Consider the following 18,254-nt stretch of genomic DNA (forward strand, 5'->3'; position numbering starts at 1 on the left):
AATGGGTCGCACCATCGGATGCTGGCCTCCAGCCCAGCCAGCATCTTGAATCATATTCGCCCCAGATCCGGAATCCCTTCCGATTCAATAAATTCGTGAACCGCTCTAGTTTGGCACGAGCGATGCCCACTCACTTGCAGCCTACTTCGTCAGCAGCGCATACGCACCGGTCCAGCCCTCCGGCGGTGGATTGAGCTGAAACTCCTTGATCCTCGCCTCGTAGAGCTTGAACAGCTTCTCAAGCGTGTCGGCGTCCTCGCTGCGGCGGCCGCGCTCGATCGCGTCCAGTGCGCCCTGCCAGTTGCGGCTCCGGTAGCAGCCGAGCATCTCGATGGTGATATTGCGCAGGCGCTGGAACGCGCCCGAATGCATCACGTCCTCGCGGCCCGCGATGGCATAGATGACTTCCGGTTCGGTCTTGCCCTTGACCATGATGAAGTCGAGCTCGAGGATCGCGAACTTCTCCTTGGCCGCGAGCGCGGTCCTGGATCCGACGATGATCGGGAAGCCGTATTCCTTGGTCTGCCCTTCCAGCCGCGAGGCCAGGTTCACGCTGTCGCCCAGCACCGAATAGTTCTTCTTCAGGTCGGAGCCCATGTTGCCGACGACGCCGATACCGGTGTTGAGACCTATACCGACATTGAGCGGGATGTAGACGTGGCCGCCATCCGCGGCTTCCTGCTCGCGCTCCTTGTTCACCACGTCGATCTGCTCCAACATCTGGATCGCCGCCTCGCAGGCATTGACCTCGTGCTCGGCATCGTCGAGCGGCGCGTTCCAGAACGCCATGATGGCGTCGCCCATGTATTTGTCGATGTAGCCCTTGCGCTCGATGATCACGTCGGTCAGCGGCGTCAGGAAGCGGTTCATCAGCGCGATCAGCCCTTGCGGATCGTGCTTGTAGCTCTCGGAGATCGTGGTGAAGCCGCGCACGTCGGAGAACATGATCGTCATCTCGCGCTCCTCGCCGCCGAGCACGAGCTTTTCCGGCGACTGCGCCAGCTGCTCGACCAGCACCGGCGACATGTATTGCGCGAACATGCCGCGGATCTGCACGCGCTGGCGCTGCTCGCGCACGAAGCTGGCGAAGATCAGCGTCAGATAGATCGCGGTGGTCGAGAGCAGCGGATAGGTGAAGTCGATGAGGTAGCGGCGCTGCGCGTAGAAGAACCAGGACGTGCCGACCAGGATCGCTGCGAACGTCGCACCGGCGAGGACGAGGCGCACCGGCCCGAGATTCGGGGTGAAGATGATGACGAGCAGGCCGATGACGAGCGCGGCGATCAATTCGACGCCGAGCGCGTAGCTCGGCTGGGAAATCACCGCCTTGCTCAGCAGGCTCTCGAGCACCTGGGCATGGATCTCGACCCCGGGCATGGTCGAGGACACTGGCGTGGTCTTGATGTCGTTGAGCCCGACCGCGGAGGTGCCGACCAGCACCAGCTTTCCGGCGAGCTTGGCTGGCGGGACGGTGTTGTCGAGGACGTCGGCCGCCGAGACGTAGATCGAGGGGTCCTGGCGCGCATAATGCACCCAGAGCTGACCGTTCTTGTCGGTCGGAATCTCGACGCCCTTGAGGCGAACGGCCCGCACGCCGGTCTTGTCGGTCCGGATCAGCAGCGTCGGCGTGCCCGTGGCGACGCGCAGAATCTCGAGGCTCAGCGAGGGCATGATGTTGCCCTGGGCGCGCATCACCATCGGCACGCGGCGGATCAGGCCGTCGCGCTCGGTCTTGATGGTGAACAGGCCGCGGCCGGCCGCGGCCTTCTCGATGACCGGTACGTTGCGAAGCAGGCCCGGGAATTCGAACAGAAATCGCTCGGCGCCCTCCTCGCCGACCGTCGCGACGCCGGTGAAAGGCAGCGACTTGTCGATCTCGGACGAGATCGCCCGCTGCCCGGTCTCGCCCAGCACCACGCGCGAGCGCTTGATCGCTTCGGCGAGGATCTGGTCATTGGTTGGAAGCTCGCGCAGCTTGGCGCGGGTGGCATCGTCGAGAGAGCGCATCTGGTCCGCGACCAGGTCCGGATTGAGCCGGTCGGGCTCGGAAAACACCACGTCGAAGCCGATCGCCACCGCGCCGCTCTGGGTGAGGTTCTGGATCATATCGGCGATCCGCGTCCGCGGCCACGGCCACTGACCGAGCTTGGCGAGGCTCTTGTCGTCGATGTCGACGATGGTGACTGGCCGCACCGCCTTGTGGCGCGGATCGATCAGCTGGAACATGTCGAAGGTGCGCAGCCGCAATTCCTGGATCGGCGGCGGATCCCAGAGGCGGGCGCCGGCAAACAGAACCAGCAGGACGAGGCACATCAGCCGCGCAAGGCCAAGCTTCCGCGCAAACCACCGCCGCAGGATCTTGAGACGTTTCATGAGGGTTGGATATCACGCTTTCGCGGCGAACGGCAGCGCGGATCGGCTGTGCGGACGGTCGCAGCCCATCGCGCAGCGATCAGGCATGGACGATGAAGTCGCTCGCCTGGACCTGGGCGACACCCTTCAGGAGGAAGGTGTCCGTCGCATTGATCGTGATCAGGGTGTCAGCTCCTGAGGCCGCCACGTGCTGGGCTATCCATGCCGAGTCGATATCGGTCGTCACAACCGCCGTCAGGTCGATGTGATCTTGACCGTGCTCAAAATCGAGGATCGTGTCGTGGTTGGAGTCGGCGGCGAATACGAACTGGTCCTGATAGCCGGTCCCGAACAGCACATCCTTGCCGCTGGTGCTGGCGAGGGCGACCGGGCCTTGTTCGTTCAGGTTGAAGATCAGATTGATCGTATCGGTCGCGCCGTGACCGTCGGTCACCGTGACCGCCAACTTATCCGTCGCAGTCGCGCTCTGGCTCGGCTCCGTATAGATCAGCCCCTGGAGTGCTGAATTGACACTCGCCAGCGTATCGGACGTCGGTCCAGGCTCCACATAAGTGCCCGAATCCGCCGCCACGGTGAGTGCGAATGTTTCATCGGGAGCAGCGTCGGCGTCGATGACCGTGATGCCGTGGATGAAGACCTGGACGCCTTCCTGCGATACGCTGATCTGGTTCACGTCGATCACCGGTGCGGCGTTCCCGTCGTCCGCGCCGGTCACGTCCACCGTGAGCGTTGCCGTGCCGGTCGCACCATGCGCGTCCTTGGTCTGGACGGTGAACGTATCCGTATAGTCGCCCTCCGAAAGCGCGTTGATCGCGGCTGCGTCGGGAACGTAGCTGTAGCTGCCGTCGGGGTTGACCGTCAGCGAGCCGTACAGTCCTGCAACCGTCGTCACCGCATGGTGATCTGCGTTCAGAACGGCATAGGTCAACGTCGCCGTCTCGCCGCTGTCGACATCCGTTCCGGACAAATGGCCGGTGAGATCGGAGAAGGTGTCGGCCGCGGCAGTATCCGTGAGCGGACCAATGTCGAGATCGGCGAGGGTCGGCGCGTCGTTCGTGCCGGTGATCGTGACCGTCACGTCCTGAGAGACCTGGGCGCCATGATCGTCGGTGAAGGTGACGGTGTAGACCTGGGTGATGGTCTGGCCCTGCGCCAGCGACTGCAGCACCGCATTGCTGTTGTCGAGGCTGAAGTGCCAGCCCAGCGTCGCGCCGTTGCTGGTATCGGTGCTGGATTCGAGCACGGACTGATCGATCGTGAAGCTACCGATGTTCGCGCCGGCACCGAATCCCGGCAGGGCCGAACTGACGGACGATGACTTGAACACGGCTTCCGCCGTGTGGGTATCGATCAGGTCGAGATCCTGGATCGCCAGCGTACCGCAGATCGCCAACGTCGCACTGGCATCCTCGGTCACCGCTCCAGTGGCATCTGCGGCGCTGCTGGTGACGGTCGGCGCGTCGTTGATACCGTTGATCGTGACGGTGACGTCCTGCGTGACCATCCCACCGTGATGGTCGTCGATCGTGACGGTGTAGACTTGGGTGATGGTCTGGCCCTGCGCCAGCGACTGCAGCACCGCATTGCTGTTGTCGAGCGTGAAATGCCAGCCCAGCGTCGCGCCGTTGTCGGTGTCGGTGTTGGATTCGTACACCGACGGATCAATCGTGAAGCAGCCGAGCGGCGTGCCGTCGTCGAAGCCCGGCAGATGTACGCTCGACGTCGACGACTTGAACACGGCCTGCGCGGCATGAGTGTCGATCAGGTCGAGATCCTGGATCGCCAGTGTGCCGCAGATCGAGAGTGTCGGGCCCGTGTCCTCGGTGACACAGCCCTTCGCCGCGTCTTCATCGCTCGTGATGGTCGGGGCGTCGTTGGCCCCCGTGATGGTGACCGTGACGTCTTTGGTGACCGTTCCACCGTGGAGATCGTCGACCGTAACGGTGTAGACCTGGGTGATGGTCTGGCCCTGCGCCAGCGACTGGAGCACCGGATCGTTGTTGTCGATCGTGAAGGTCCAGCCCACGGCCCCTTTCGTGCCGGCGCCCGGGTTCTCGCTCACCGGTCCAAGCACGAACGTGCCAATATGCGAGGTACCATCGCCGAATCCGGGCAGATGCGCGCTCGACGTCGTCGACTTCAGGATATAACTCGCGGTGTGTGTATCCGTGAGGTCAGGATCGTTGAAGGCAATGGTACCGCTGGCCGTCAGGACTTCCGTATCCTCCGTCACCGCGCCGGTCGAGATCGTGTCGTCCTCGATGATCGTCGGTACGTCGTTGGTGCCCTCGACATTGACGTCGGCACCATTGATGGAAACCGTGAGCGGCGTGCTGACGATGCCGCCGTGCCCGTCATCGACCTGCACCACGTAATTGAGGATCAGCTTCTCGTCCTCGGCAAGGAAGTCGAAGAGATGGTCGGGAACGCTGTAGGTCCAGGTGGCCGAGCCGTTGTTGCCGTTCCCTGCACCCTGCACCACCGTCAGCGGCACCTTGACGGCTGCGATCGCGGCGAGTTGCTGCGGCGTCAGCGTGGCCGTGATGTCGTTGCCTTCGGCATCGAGATATTTGAACGGCTGGGTCGACGAGAGCTCAGCGCTCACGATCGGCCGATCCGTCAGATCGACGTCGGCGAAGGTGACCGTGCCGGTGATGACGTCCAGAGCCTCGTTACCGGTCCCGACCTGCTCGATGACGGTGCCACCCGACGTCGCGACGGTAGGCTTGTCGTTCGTCCCCGTGATCGTGATGGTGATCGGGATGAACCTGGACTCGGGGTTCACCACAAAATTGGTATCGACCCGCACCATGTAGGTCAGCGTCAGGGTTTCGCCGGCCGCGAGGAAGTCGAAGACCTTGTCGGGGATCGTGTAGGTCCAGACCGCCGAGCCATTGTTCTCGTTGGCGGGGTCGGCGACGACGCTGATCTGGATCTGCGTCGCTGCGATGCCCTGCTTCTGGAGCTCGGTGAGCGAGGCAGTAACGTCCTGCTGGCCGGCGCTCTTGTAGACGTAGTTCGGCGCTTCGGCGAGACTCACCGACACTGTCGGCCGGTCGCCGAGGTTTTGATCGACGAATCTGATCAGGCCGGTGATCGTATCGGCGTTCGTGTCGCCCGTTATGCCCGCGCGCTCAGTCAGCGCGAACGCCGTCTTTACATTCCCGCCGGCGTCGAAGCTTTGCACGATCGGCTGGCCGGGAATACGGGTGGCCTGCTGCGTTGAATTGCTGGGGCCGTCGCGTCCCTGCGGGCTGAGATTGACGAATGTCGCGACTGCGACGGGGCCGGACCCCGACTTGAACGCGAAGTCCAGGCTGATCGGCGTGATCGTGTCGGTGAAGTTCGTGGTCAGCTTGGTGTTGGTGTTGTTGTCGGTGAACTTCAGCGTGAACACGTCCGTGATCAGCTTCTGAATTTCCGGCGACATCAGCGCATTGCCGATCGAGACGTTGCCGCCGCTGATCTGGATCATCTGGCCGGCCTGGTTCACCGTCGCGATCGGCAGCAGCGTGACCTTGTCGAACAGGATGTAGGAGCCGGTCGTGCCGTTCGGCTCGACCAGTACCTGGAAGCTCGCCTGTGGCTGCGGATCCCCGCCGCCGGCGGGAACGACGAAGTTGATCTGGGTCAGCACCGCCGTGCCGCGGATGCCCATGGTGGCGACCGGCGTGTCGACCTTCATGTCGCCATGCTTGGCGGTCTCGCCGGCGACGAAGGTGATGGTGCCCGCAACTAGGCTGAGCAGCGAGTAGTTGCTCGACCCGTTGGGGTCGTAGACCATCTCGTTCAGCACCATCCGCGCATTGGAGGACAGGCCGAACACGGTGCCGTCGATGAAGGTGATGCCAAGCGTCGAATCGGCGCCGGTCGAGACCACGTCGCCCTTCTCGACATTGTCGCCGTTGTTCAGGATGACCGAGACGCCGTTGCGAATCGCGGTCGCACTGCCGGAGAGTTTTGTGACGTGACCGATGACCTGGGCCGCAGCGGTGCCGGGCGCGGCCTGGGCAACCTGGACGTGGCCGGTGAGGGCATTGACGATGTCGCCGGTGAGGTGGGCGCCGTCGGGCGAGGCGATTGCGGCGCGCTTCTCGCCCCTGAAATAATCGTGAACCACGAACTCCTGCCCTTCGTGGGACAGCACGAGATCGAGGCCGGCGCGCTTGAACTCGCCGTTGAAGATCAGGTTGGGGTCGGGAACGACGAACGCGCCATCAGGCACATGGCCATGTCCCTTTGCGATGAAGGGCTTGGCCGCAAGGGAATCGGCATGGACGTGGCCAGGCGTACCGGAAACCTGGCCGTCCAAGGACGTCGCGGCGTCGAATTTGCCAGCGTAGTTCAACCGGGGCACCGCAAAAGGGTTAAAATTTAAGTAAGTATCAATTGCCTAAGCTTGCTTAGCATTACCAAGTCCTTAGCGAAACCATCTATTGCTCGTGTGATTTCGCGTCACTTGGTCATAAGAGCCCCCGCAGGCTGGCGCACTCCCAGAGAAGCTGAAGTAACACTCCAAGCATTCTGAAGTCGAATTGAGCTTAGATGCACGCATTCCCCATCATCCCAAGTCGTTCATTGTAAAATTGGTCGAAGCGATACTTGCGTCATCTTCATTGCATGGTGCCCGGCAACATCCTGCGCCAGATATGGAACTAGATCTGTGACCTAGGTAACAGAACCCCCGAAATAGCGCGCTGTTAGCCATAGGACGCAGAATCAGCCACCTCGCAACGCCTGCCTGCAACGGGATCCATACCACGGCAGCGCCCTCCCTAGCCTCGGGACCGTAAAATTTTAGGCAATTTGGGCTGGCCTGCTTCAGCCTGTCCCACGGTTTTAGGACCCCTGCCGGGCGCGTTAAGCAGAACAGAACGGCCCGCCTCGCACTATCTCCAGGGAAGCAACACAGCCCGGCACGTCGAGATCGAGGGGATCTCGCGAAGCCTGGGAAGGGGATGTCAGATGGAGACCGCTGCTCGCTCGCGCGCCTGGCGTGCAATCCTGATCTTGTGCGGCTTGATCCTGCTGGGATCGGCCGCCGAGCTTCGCGCCGGCACGCTGCTGTCGCCCGGCGCCGGCGTCCTCGTACGCAAATCCGCCGAACCGTTCGGCGTGTTCGCCTTCGCCATCTCATCCGGCGGCCTCCAGCAGAAATGGTCCACGCTGAAGGACAAGCTCGACGACGACATGGTGCAGCTCGCGCTGTGCGACGGCGACCGGGACAATTGCGTCTCGCCCGCGGCCCTGAAGCTGCTCGCCATCGTCGACCAGGCCCGCGCCCGCGATGGCCGTGCGCGCCTCGGCGAGACCAACCGCGCCATCAATCTCGCCATCCACGCGGCCAACGACGGCACCGACGACGTCTGGAGCTCGCCGCTCGCGACCTTCGTGCGCGGCGCCGGCGATTGCGAAGACTATGCCATCGCCAAGCTCGCCGCGCTGCGGCTGGCGGGCGTAGCTGCGGAAGACCTCCGCATCGTCGTGGTGCGCGACACCCGCGCCGGCGAGGAGCACGCGATTGCTGCTGCACGTCTCGACGGCCACTGGCTGATGCTCGACAATCGCCGCATGGCGATGGTCGAGGACGACGCTGAGCGGAGCTATCAACCGCTGTTCGTGCTCCATCAGTCTGCGGTGCTGAAATATGCCGACCAGCCGGTAATGGCCTCAGTGCACTAAGCGATGAGATCGGGATAAATCATCGCGCTTTAGCTTCTTGATCGCGCATGATCTTTTCAGAAAACCGCTGCACACTTTGCGCTAGCGCGGCGCTTCGGGTCCGGATCATGCACCACGCGTTCACTCACATCGCTCATCGGAGCAGCTCGACCTTTGCCGCCATGTCCGGGGCACGCGAGACCCTGTAGGTCGCGTTGCTGCATTTGAGGACCCAGACAGCGTAGTCCGGCCGGGAGCGCTTCTTGTCCCGTGTTGCACCAAGCGCTTTTTCGCAGGCGAAACCTTGCAAGCGGATCTGGGCGGACAGCTCATCCTTCGGCGTTTCGGCCGCGACCTGTTGCGCCCTCGCCGGGTAGCCGCAAACAACAGCAATGATGGCCAACGACAACAGTGATGCAAGTGTCTTGTGCATGACTCCGAACCCCAAAACAGGCACCTCGCGCGCGCGTAGAACTATACACAAGAATGCCAGTGTTGTCCGCCGACAGTCAGAATCAGCGATGTTCTGATCAGGCACGGGATTTCTGCTTAACGCCCGACGGCCGGTTTTGCCCATCGCCGCGCCGCCCTTTTCCTGCGACAGCTTCTCGCCCACAACAGCCGGCTGTAGGGCGCGCCTCACTCTTTACTTCCTTCTCCGTTTTGGGAGGTGGCGCGCGCACTGCGCGCGCCGGATGAGGGGTTCTATCGGCGCGCTCGAAGGACAACGCCTCGCGGAGAGAACCGCTCACCCGGCTTCGCGTTGCGAAGCCACCCTCTCCCGCAAGGGGAGAGGGTGCACCGAGTTCTCCGCAAGAGAGCATCAGAACATCAGATTGTCCTTCACCAGCACCCAGCGGCCGCCCTTGACCTGCTGCACCTGGGTGATGGTGTTGGCGAGGTGGTCGGTCTTGGAGAACTTGGTCGGCGGCGAGTTGAAGATGTCGAGGAATTTCTCGCCCGACTCGAGCGCATCGAGCATCTTCTGCCCGGTGAGATCCTTGCCGGCCTTGTTGGCGTAGAACGCAAACGTCATCACCGCGTTGTAGCCGATGATGGCCTGGGTGTTGGCGTCGGTGCCGAACATCTTCTTGTAGTTGACCAGCCAGTCCTTGACCTTGCCCTTGGCGGTGTCCTCGTACGGGATCTCGAAGCCGCTTGCAGCATAGAGTCCCTCGACGGCCTCCTTGCCGAGCATCGGCACTTCCATCACGTTGACGGGTGTCGCGCCGAGGAAGGTGACGTCCCAGCCGAGCTTCTTGGCTTCACTCATTGTGCCGATCGGCTCACGGAGGACCGCGCCGAGCACGACGAGGTCGCAGCCGTCGGACTTCATCTTGGCGACCTGCGCCGAGAAGTCGGAGGCGCCGCGCTTGTAGCTCGTGATCGAGGCCGGCTGCACCTTCATGGCGGCGAGCTGCTGGTTGAAGCCGTCGAGCACGTTCTTTCCGTACTCGTCGTCCTGATGCATGATGCAGGGCTTCTTGAAGTTCTTCCACTCCATCATGTATTTCAACGCCGCCCGCGTGCTCTCGACGTAGGGAAGCAGATTGTTGAACTTCAGCCGCTCCTGCGGCTTGGCCGGGTCGAACTTGAAGGTGAACTCAGCCGCCGTCAGCGGGAAGAGCTGCATGACGCCGGCGTCGAGCAGGATATCCTGCGCGGCGAGTACGGTGGGCGATCCCATCGGCCCCACCATTGCGAAGATCTTGTCGCGCTCGATCAGCTTCTGCGAGGCCAGCACGGCCTTCTTCGGATCGTAGCCACTGTCCTCGACCACGAGGCGGATCTTCCGGCCGTGGATGCCGCCGGCGGCGTTGACCTCCTCGACGGCCATCTTCATGCCGTTGGAGACCGGCACGCCCCAGCCCTTGATCGGACCGGACAGGTCCTGATGGGTGCCGATGACGATCTCCGTTGCCGAGATGCCTTCATTGGTGACCTTGGTTTGCGCGACGGCCGGCAGACAACCGAGCGCGATAGCGCCCATAGCAAGGCCGAACGCGTGGAACGACTTCGACATTGACGTCTCCTCTCCTTTGGGCCCGTATTATGCGAAGGGCGGGGCCATCGCTCCCTCGCTTTTTCGAAAGGTATGATTCACGCCACTGCACGCTCGCGATACATCGCCTCGATCTCGGCGGCGTAGCGCTTGTTCACGAAGCCGCGCTTCAACTTCATGGTCGGCGTCAACTCCTCGTCCTCCGGGGTGAGCTGGCGTTCGATCAGATAAAACCTCTTGATGGTCTCGACGCGGGCAAAATTGCCGTTGACCTGTTCGATCTCGCGCCAGATCAGGTCCTGGATTTCCCTCGCCCGGCACAGGCTGGCGTAATTGGTGAAGGGGATGTCGTGATCCTGGGCGAACTTCTCGACGTTCTCCTGGTCGATCATCACGAGGCAGGTGAGATACGGCCGCTTGTCGCCGATCACCACGGCATCGGAAATGTAAGGCGAGAACTTGAGCTGGTTCTCGATCTCGGACGGCGTGATGTTCTTGCCGCCGGACGTGATGATGATGTCCTTCATCCGGTCGGTGATGCGGACGAAGCCTTCATTGTCGATGGTGCCGACGTCGCCGGTGTGCAGCCAGCCGCGCGGATCGATGGTCTCGGCCGTCTTCTCCGGCTGGTTCAGATAGCCCATGAACAGGAAGTCGCCCTTGATCAGGATCTCGCCGTCGGGCGACAGCGCGACCTCGCCCCAGGGCACCGCGGTGCCGACCGAGCCGAGCTTGATCCTTTCCGCCGGCATCATGGTGGCGACCCCGCAATTCTCGGTCTGGCCGTAGACCTCGTGCATGTCGATGCCGAGCGCCAGATACCAGCGGATCAGCTCCGGTGCGATCGGCGCCGCGCCGGTGAAGGCGATGCGGCAGCGGTCGAGCCCGATCATGCGGCGAATGTTGCGAAACGCGACCAGGTAGGCGATGCGGTTGGCGATCCGCAGCGACAGCGGCGGCGCCCTGCCCTCGAGCGGGCACTCGACCATGCGGTAGCCGATGCCGATCGCGCGCCGATAGACCCATTGCTGCAGCGGCGTCGCATCCTTCAGCGCGATGGTGATGGCGGAATAGAACTTTTCCCAGACGCGCGGCACCGCGAGAAAGACGGTCGGCTGCACCTCGCGCAGATTGTCCGGCACGGTCTCCGGGCTCTCGGCGAAATTCATCACCGAACCGAGCGCGACCGAGATGTAGTAGCCACCGATGCGCTCGGCGACATGGCAGAGCGGCAGGAAGATCAGCCGGTCTTCGTCCTCTCGCGCCGGGATGAAGTCGTTGGCATGACGCATCTGGTGCGTGACGCTGCGGTTGGCATGCATCGCGCCCTTGGGCGGACCGGTCGTGCCGGACGTGTAGACGAGGATCGCGAGATCGCCGGCGCTGCGGCTGTCGATCATCTCCTGCCAGAGCGCTTCGCGGCCGACCATGTGGTTGCGGCCGAGCGCGCGAAGCTCGTCGAGCGACAGCACCATGTCGTCGCAGAAGCCGCTGAGGCCCTCCATGTCGAACACGATGATCTTCTGCAGGGACGGACAGCGTGCGCGGCAGGTGAGAATCTTGTCGAGCTGCTCCTCATCCTCGGCGAAAATCACCCTGGTGCGGGAATCGTTGACGAGATACTCGACCTGGGACGCGGAATCGGTCGGATAGATTCCGGAAGAGACGCCGCCGGCGCACAGGATACCCATGTCGGCATGGACCCATTCCGGGACGGCGTTGGCGACGATGGAGGCGACGTCGCCGGGCATGAAGCCGATCGCGCGAAGCGCGTAGGCGATCTCCTTCGAGATCTCAAGCCATTCGCGCCAGCTCGTCGGTTGCCAGATGCCGAACTTCTTCTCGCGGATCGCCGGCCTGTCGCCCCGCGTCTCGGCGGCGCGCAGGAAGCTCTTCGCGATCGTATCAGCGACCGTCAGCACCGCCGGTCGGGCCATGCGCCTCTCCTCCCTCCTTGTCGCCTGCCTCCGCTGCCTGCCTTGCCGGCGGTCTATGCTCGCGGATGGCAAGCTCATCTTACTGCCAGCTTGTCCTCACCGCCACGTCTTCTTCTTTTTCCAGCGCCGCTCGCCTCGCGCGCCCGCTTCCTTGGCGCCAAGGTAGAACTCCTGAATGTCCTGGGAATGCATCAAGCGGTCGCAGCTGTCGTTCATCACGATACGGCCGATCTCCAGCACATAGCCGTAATGTGCCGTCTCCAGCGCCACCTTGGCGTTCTGCTCGACCAGGAGGATCGACATGCCCTGCTCCTCGTTAACCCTGCGGATGATGGTGAAGATCTCTTTCACCAGCAGCGGCGACAGACCGAGCGAGGGCTCGTCGAGCAGCAGCAGCGTCGGCCGGTTCATCAGGGCGCGCCCGATCGCGAGCATCTGCTGCTCGCCGCCGGAGAGCTGTCCGGCCGGCTGGTTGATGCGCTCCTTCAGCCGCGGGAAATAGCCGTAGACACGCTCCAGATCCTCCGCAACGCCGTCCCGGTCCTTGCGCGGATAGGCGCCCATCATCAGGTTCTCGCGCACGGAGAGGAACGGGAACACTTCGCGCCCCTCCGGCACGTGGCTGAGGCCGAGCCGCACGATCCGGTCGGCCTCCATGCGTTGGATCGGCCTGCCCAGAAACTCGACCGCGCCCTTCTGCGGATCGAGGATGCCCGAGATGGTCTTCAGCACCGTGGTCTTGCCGGCCCCGTTCGCCCCGAGCAGCGTGACGATTCGGCCGCGCGGCACTTCCAGCGAGATGCCCCGGATCGCCATGATCGGCCCGTAATAGCTCTCGACGTTGGAGAGCTTCAGGATGGTGTCCGGGGTCGTGGCGGCATCCATCGGTCAGGCTCCCAGATACGCGGCGACGACGTCGGGGTGCTGCTGGACCTCGGCGGGCGAGCCCATCGCCAGCACCCGGCCGTAGTTCAGCGCGATGACCCGATCGGAGACGCGATTGACCAGCGACATGTCGTGTTCGACCATCAGCACGGTGACGCCGAGCTCGTTCTTCAGGTCGCGGATCCAGAACGACATGTCGCCGGTCTCCTCGACATTGAGGCCGGACGACGGTTCGTCGAGCAGGATCAGCTTCGGCTCCGAACACAGCGCCCGCGCCAGCTCGATCACCTTGCGCACGCCGTAAGGCAGGCCCGAAATCAGCTTGTCGCGATAGGGTTCGAGATCGAGGAATTCGATGACCTGCTCGACCCGGCGGCGATGCACCTTCTCGTTGGCCCGCACGCTCGGCAGAAACAGGAGCTCCTGCCAGAGCTGCGTGGTCGAGTGCCGGTGGCGGCCGACCAAAAGGTTCGACAGCACGGTCGCGTTCTCGAACAGCTCGATGTTCTGGAAAGTGCGGGCGATGCCGAGCCTGGCGATGTCGTAGGGCGGCTGCTCCGTAATGTCCTGGTCCTCGAAGAAGATGCGGCCCGAGGTCGGCCGGTAGATCCGCGAGATCAGGTTGAAGATCGAGCTCTTGCCGGCGCCATTCGGGCCGATGATCGAGAGAATCTCGCCCTTCTCGACCGCGAACGAGACCGCGTCGACGGCCTTGAGGCCGCCGAAATGCAGCGACAGGTTCTCGGCACGGAAATAGCTCATCGATTGCGCTCCGACTTCACGTAGATCTTCTGCCGCTTGAAGGTGGCGCGCTTGTAGAGCGGGAACAGCTGGAAGAAGAGCTTGATTTTGAGCCAGCGGCCGTAGAGCCCGAGCGGCTCGAACAGCACGAACAGCACGATGATGATGCCGTAGATCGCGCCCTTCAGACCGTTGAGCGAGGCGAAGGCCGCGACGTTCGACTGGATGTTTCCCGCAGTCGCCGGGCTCGCTCCGAAGGTCGCGGCGAGGCCGGCGATGATGCCGGGCATGTCGTCCTTGAGATAGGTCAGGAACGGATCGATCATCACGATGAAGATCGCGCCCAGCACCGCCCCGTGCAGGCTGAAAGTGCCGCCGATCAGGATCACGATGATGAACTCGATCGAGAGCTGGAGCGTGAACATCTCGGGCGAGATGAAGGAGAGCTTGTGCGCGAACAGAACGCCGGCAAAGCCGGTGATCGCCGCCGAGATGGCAAAGGACTTCACCTTGTAGAGCGCGACATTGACGCCCATGCTGCGCGCCGCCGTCTCGGAATCGCGGATCGCGACAAAGGCGCGGCCGGTCGGCGAACGCAGCAGGTTGAGCGTGCCGACGATGGTCAGCACCAGCACGGCAAGGCAGAGGTAATAGAAGGTCGGGCTGTCGCGCGGCACCGCGACGCCGAGCAACGACAGCGTCTTGACCCGCATGCCCTCGTTGCCGTGGGTCACGCTCTCCCAGCGCGCCAGGATCTCCTCGACGATCAAGGCAAAGGAGATGGTGGCGATGACGAGGTAGATGCCGGTGAGCCGCAGGGCAGGAAAGCCGACCATGGCGCCGATGATGCCGGTCAGGAGCCCGGCGGCGAGGAAGTAGACCGGGAACGGCACGTTGTATGTCTGCAAATAGGCCGCGGTGTAGGCCCCGATCGCGAGGAACGCGGCGTGCCCGAGCGAAGCCTGGCCGGTGAAGCCGGTCAGGATCAAGAGCGCCACGCCGACGATTGCATAGATGCAGACGAAGACGAGCTGGCTCATCAGATAGCTGGACAGCACATGCGGTGCGATCAACAGCAGGGCGAGCAGGACGCCGTAGGTGACGACGTAGCCCGAATGCGGAAACAGCCTGATGTCGTCTTCATAGTCGGTCTTGAACATGAATCGCATGGCGTTCAGACCTTCTTGCGGACGTGGAGGCCGAACAGGCCTTCGGGCTTCAGGAGCAGCACCGTCAGCAGCACGACATAGGGCGCGACGTCCTTCCAGCCCTCCGGCAGGTAGAAGCCGGCCATGCTCTCGATCACCCCGATCAGGACGCCGCCGACCACTGCACCGGGGATAGAGCCGAAGCCGCCGAGCACGGCGGCGGGAAATGCCTTCAGGCCGAGCGCGAGGCCGACATTGGAGTGGATGAAGGTGATCGGCGCCAGCAGCACGCCGGCACAGGTCGCGACCGCCGCGCTGATCGCCCAGACGACCGACACCACGCGCTTGACCGGAATGCCCATATAGTAGGCTGCCAGCATGTTCTCGGAACTGGCGCGCATCGCAGTGCCGAGCATGGTCTTGTTGAAGAACAGCCAGAGCAGCGCGCACAGGATCATCGTCGCCGCGATCACCGAGAGCTTGTCATAGGCGAGCACCAGCGAGCCCATGCGCAGCACGCCCTGGCTGAACGGCGTCTCGATCTTCAGGTCGTCGGTGCCCCAGATCATGCCGGCGACCGAGCGCAGGAAATAGCCCAGCCCGATCGTCGCCATGATGATCGAGAACTGAGGATAGCCGAGGATCGGCCGCACCACCACGCGCTCCGCCACCATGCCGAACAGCGCCATCGCGGCCACCGCGCCGGCAAAGCCGATCCAGTAGTTCAGGCCCATCATGCCGATGAAGGTGAAGGCGAAGAAGCCGCCCAGCATCATCAGATCGCCCTGGGCGAAGTTGACGACCTCGGTAGCCTTGTAAACGAGCACGAAGCCGAGCGCGATCAGGCCGTAAACGCAGCCGAGCGCAACACCGCTGACCAGCTGCTGAACAAAATCCAGCATCGACGCGTGTCCTCCCGATGCAACCCGCGGTTCTTCCCGACCGCCCTGCCGCATCTTGTGTCCAGTCGCTACGCAGTCGTCTCGCTGCGTTAGCGCCATTTGTCCGGAATCAATTCAGCCTGAACGCTCGCGCGCTGTCAACAAACGGTGACTTGCCTTTGGTCGATCCCGGATGAGGAATTTGAGGCAAAGCGATTCACCGTGCCGAAATATCTTCGGGTCATGGTCTCGGGCGATGCAAAACCGGATGGTGTGGCCGTCATGAAGCCGGACAACTCGGCGCTGGAAGTCCGAGGGTTAACGAAGCGTTTTGACCGTCCGGCGGTCGACGGCCTCGATCTCACCATTCGCGCCGGCGAATTCTATGCGCTGGTCGGCCCCAACGGCGCCGGCAAGACCACCAGCCTGCGCATGGTTGCGGGCCTGCTGCGCCCCGATGCCGGCGCGATCTCGATCTTCGGCATCGATGCGTTGCAGAGGCCCGCCGCCGCCAAGCAGGTGATGGCATGGGTCTCCGACGAGCCCATGATCTACGACAAGCTCACCCCGCTCGAATACCTCGAATTCGTCGCCGGCCTCTGGGGCATCTCCCCCTCGGCCTCGGAACCGGTCGCGCAAGAGCTGCTCAGCTCGCTCGGGCTCGCGCCGCACCGGCACGAGCGCTGCGAAGGCTTTTCCAAGGGCATGCGCCAGAAGGTCGCTCTCGCGGGGGCCCTGGTGCACGATCCCCGCCTCATCATCCTCGATGAGCCGCTGACGGGGCTCGATGCCGTCTCCGCACGCCACGTGAAGGACCTGCTCAGCGAGCGCGTCCGCGCCGGCTGCACCGTGATCATGACCACGCATATTCTGGAGGTCGCCGAGCGTATGGCCGACCGCATCGGCGTGATCGCGTCCGGACGCCTGGTCGCCGAAGGCACGCTGGCAGAGCTGCGTCAACAAAACGGCCATGCCGATACCAGCCTCGAAGATCTCTTCATCGCGCTGGTGACGCTTCAGGCCGCAGCATGAGCTCGGCAACCGCGCTGTCCTGGTTTGCCCGCCACGAGCTGCGGCTCGCCTGGCGCGAATGGTTCGCCATGATGACCGGCGGGCGGCGCAAGCGGACGCGCGCTGCCGTGATCGGCCTGCTCTGCTTCGCCGCGCTGCTGCACCTGCCGGCCTGGGCGGTGATCGGCCGTTTCGCCGGCCTGCAGCTGCCGCTCGACAAAACCTCGCTGATCGTGATTTCGGCGACGATTTTTCTCGCCTGGACCTTGATGCTGTCGCAGGCGATCGAGTCAGTAACGCGAGTGTTCTACGCCCGGGCCGATCTCGACCTGATCATGTCCTCGCCGGCGCGGCTCGCCAATCTGTTCTCGGTCCGCATCGCCGCGATCGCGCTGACCGTCACCGTGCTGGCGCTGCTGTTCTCGACGCCTTTCATCGACGTGCTGGTGATCGGCGGTGGCGCGCGCTGGCTTGCCGCCTTCGGCGTCGTCATTGCGATGGGCCTGTCGGCCGCGGCGATCGCGATCGCCGTCACCATTCTCTTGTTCCGCCTGATCGGCCCGGCGCGAACGCGCCTGATCGCCCAGGTCCTCGCCGCGATCATCGGCGCTGGCTTCGTGATCGCGCTGCAGGTCGCGGCGATCATGTCCTACGGCACGCTGTCGCGCTTCACCATCCTGACCTCGGGGAGCCTTGCCGCCTACGCGCCCGACGTGAACAGCATCTGGTGGTGGCCGGCGCGGGCGACCATGGGCGACACCGAGGCGCTGCTGCAGCTTCTCGCGCTCGCCCTGGTGCTGCTCGGCAGCGTGATGGCGATCTTTTCGCACCGATTCGCCGACACCGCGATCGATGCAGCGGCGTTCGGCACGTCCGGCCGCGCCCGCACGAAGGAGCGCCCGTTCCGCGGCGGATCGCGCCAGCAGGCGCTGCGGCGCAAGGAGTTCATGCTCCTGTGGCGCGACCCCTGGCTGATCTCGCAGACGTTGATGCAGCTGCTCTATCTGGTGCCGCCGGCACTCCTGCTCTGGCGCAACTTTGCCGACAGCTCCGCAGCGCTGACGCTGATCACACCCGTCATCGTGATGGCGGCCGGACAGCTTGCCGGCGGGCTCGCCTGGCTGACGATCTCGGGCGAGGACGCGCCCGACCTCGTCGCCACCGCGCCGCTGACGTCGTCCAGCGTCATCCGCGCCAAGATCGAGGTGGTGCTGATCGCAATCGCCGTGATCTTCTGCCCGCTGGTCGCCGCGCTCGCTTTCGCCTCGCCATTCCAGGCAGCCATCAGCGCCGGTGCGACCATCGTCAGCGCGGCCTCGGCGACGGCGATCCAGCTCTGGTTCCGGGTGCAGGCCCGTCGCAGCCAATTCCGCCGCCGCCAGACGTCTTCGCGGCTTGCGACCTTTGCCGAAGCGTTCTCCTCGATCGGCTGGGCCGCGACCGCCGCTCTGCTGCTCGCCCTGCCACTTGCCGGCCTCATCAGCGGCCTGATCACGGCCAGCCTCGTCGCTGCCACCTGGAGGTTCAGCCCAGGCGGGCGTGAAGGTGCGACACTGACGCGCTGTTGATCGCGGCCCATTGGCCATGCACCGCGTTGCGCGCTAGACTTGTTTCG

General features: G+C 63.7%; 12 protein-coding genes and 1 pseudogene. 3 read left to right on the plus strand and 10 right to left on the minus strand.

The annotated features are described in order from the left end of the window. Window positions 1–141: 141 nt before the first annotated feature. The 3 genes and pseudogenes from EDE08_RS26080 to EDE08_RS39695 all read right to left on the minus strand — a co-directional run. Window positions 142–2,373 carry a CHASE2 domain-containing protein gene (locus EDE08_RS26080; protein WP_131871630.1) on the minus strand — a complete coding sequence of 744 codons (2,232 nt, stop codon included), beginning with the start codon at window positions 2,371–2,373 and terminating at the stop codon, window positions 142–144. Between the two features lie 79 nt (window positions 2,374–2,452). Continuing rightward, entirely contained in the window at window positions 2,453–4,978 is a 2,526-nt protein-coding gene (locus EDE08_RS39690) for a VCBS domain-containing protein (RefSeq protein ID WP_502700643.1), read from the minus strand. Continuing rightward, window positions 4,958–6,721: pseudogene (locus EDE08_RS39695) on the minus strand (FecR family protein); the annotation flags it as partial. The pseudogene EDE08_RS39695 and the gene EDE08_RS39690, both read right to left, overlap by 21 nt. Window positions 6,722–7,338: 617 nt before the next feature. Between EDE08_RS39695 and EDE08_RS26090 the strand changes: the two are divergent. Further along, entirely contained in the window at window positions 7,339–8,055 is a 717-nt protein-coding gene (locus EDE08_RS26090; protein WP_131871632.1) for a transglutaminase-like cysteine peptidase, read from the plus strand. A 133-nt stretch (window positions 8,056–8,188) separates the two neighbouring features. On the opposite strand, the gene EDE08_RS39160 is transcribed toward EDE08_RS26090, so the two are convergent. The 7 genes from EDE08_RS39160 to EDE08_RS26125 all read right to left on the minus strand — a co-directional run bounded on the left by EDE08_RS39160 (window position 8,189) and on the right by EDE08_RS26125 (window position 15,649). After that, complete coding sequence (locus EDE08_RS39160; RefSeq protein WP_245524892.1) at window positions 8,189–8,650, minus strand: hypothetical protein; 462 nt, start codon at window positions 8,648–8,650, stop codon at window positions 8,189–8,191. A 207-nt stretch (window positions 8,651–8,857) separates the two neighbouring features. Next, the gene (locus EDE08_RS26100; protein WP_131871633.1) at window positions 8,858–10,057 is read right to left on the minus strand and encodes an ABC transporter substrate-binding protein; all 1,200 of its coding nucleotides are present in this window, start codon (window positions 10,055–10,057) and stop codon (window positions 8,858–8,860) included. Between the two features lie 77 nt (window positions 10,058–10,134). Continuing rightward, entirely contained in the window at window positions 10,135–11,973 is a 1,839-nt protein-coding gene (locus EDE08_RS26105; RefSeq protein ID WP_131871634.1) for an AMP-dependent synthetase/ligase, read from the minus strand. Window positions 11,974–12,069: 96 nt separating this feature from the next. Continuing rightward, window positions 12,070–12,858 carry an ABC transporter ATP-binding protein gene (locus EDE08_RS26110; protein ID WP_131871635.1) on the minus strand — a complete coding sequence of 263 codons (789 nt, stop codon included), beginning with the start codon at window positions 12,856–12,858 and terminating at the stop codon, window positions 12,070–12,072. Window positions 12,859–12,861: 3 nt separating this feature from the next. Further along, window positions 12,862–13,620 (minus strand): ABC transporter ATP-binding protein, encoded by a 759-nt coding sequence (locus EDE08_RS26115; RefSeq protein WP_131871636.1) that lies wholly within the window; start codon window positions 13,618–13,620, stop codon window positions 12,862–12,864. After that, on the minus strand, window positions 13,617–14,768 hold the full coding sequence (locus EDE08_RS26120; protein ID WP_131871637.1) for a branched-chain amino acid ABC transporter permease: 1,152 nt from the start codon (window positions 14,766–14,768) through the stop codon (window positions 13,617–13,619). The genes EDE08_RS26115 and EDE08_RS26120 overlap by 4 nt, the downstream gene beginning before the upstream one ends. 5 nt (window positions 14,769–14,773) lie before the next feature. Then, the gene (locus EDE08_RS26125) at window positions 14,774–15,649 is read right to left on the minus strand and encodes a branched-chain amino acid ABC transporter permease (protein ID WP_131871638.1); all 876 of its coding nucleotides are present in this window, start codon (window positions 15,647–15,649) and stop codon (window positions 14,774–14,776) included. Between the two features lie 261 nt (window positions 15,650–15,910). Here EDE08_RS26125 and EDE08_RS26130 point away from each other — a divergent pair, with 261 nt between their 5' ends. Together EDE08_RS26130 and EDE08_RS26135 are read left to right on the plus strand one after the other, a co-directional pair. Continuing rightward, window positions 15,911–16,660 (plus strand): ABC transporter ATP-binding protein, encoded by a 750-nt coding sequence (locus tag EDE08_RS26130; RefSeq protein WP_165936212.1) that lies wholly within the window; start codon window positions 15,911–15,913, stop codon window positions 16,658–16,660. Continuing rightward, window positions 16,657–18,207, plus strand: coding sequence for a permease (locus EDE08_RS26135; protein WP_131871639.1), 1,551 nt, complete (start codon window positions 16,657–16,659; stop codon window positions 18,205–18,207). The genes EDE08_RS26130 and EDE08_RS26135 overlap by 4 nt, the downstream gene beginning before the upstream one ends. Window positions 18,208–18,254: the final 47 nt, after the last annotated feature.

The sequence above is a fragment of the Bradyrhizobium sp. R2.2-H genome, from assembly GCF_004346455.1.
Lineage (GTDB): Bacteria > Pseudomonadota > Alphaproteobacteria > Rhizobiales > Xanthobacteraceae > Bradyrhizobium > Bradyrhizobium diversitatis.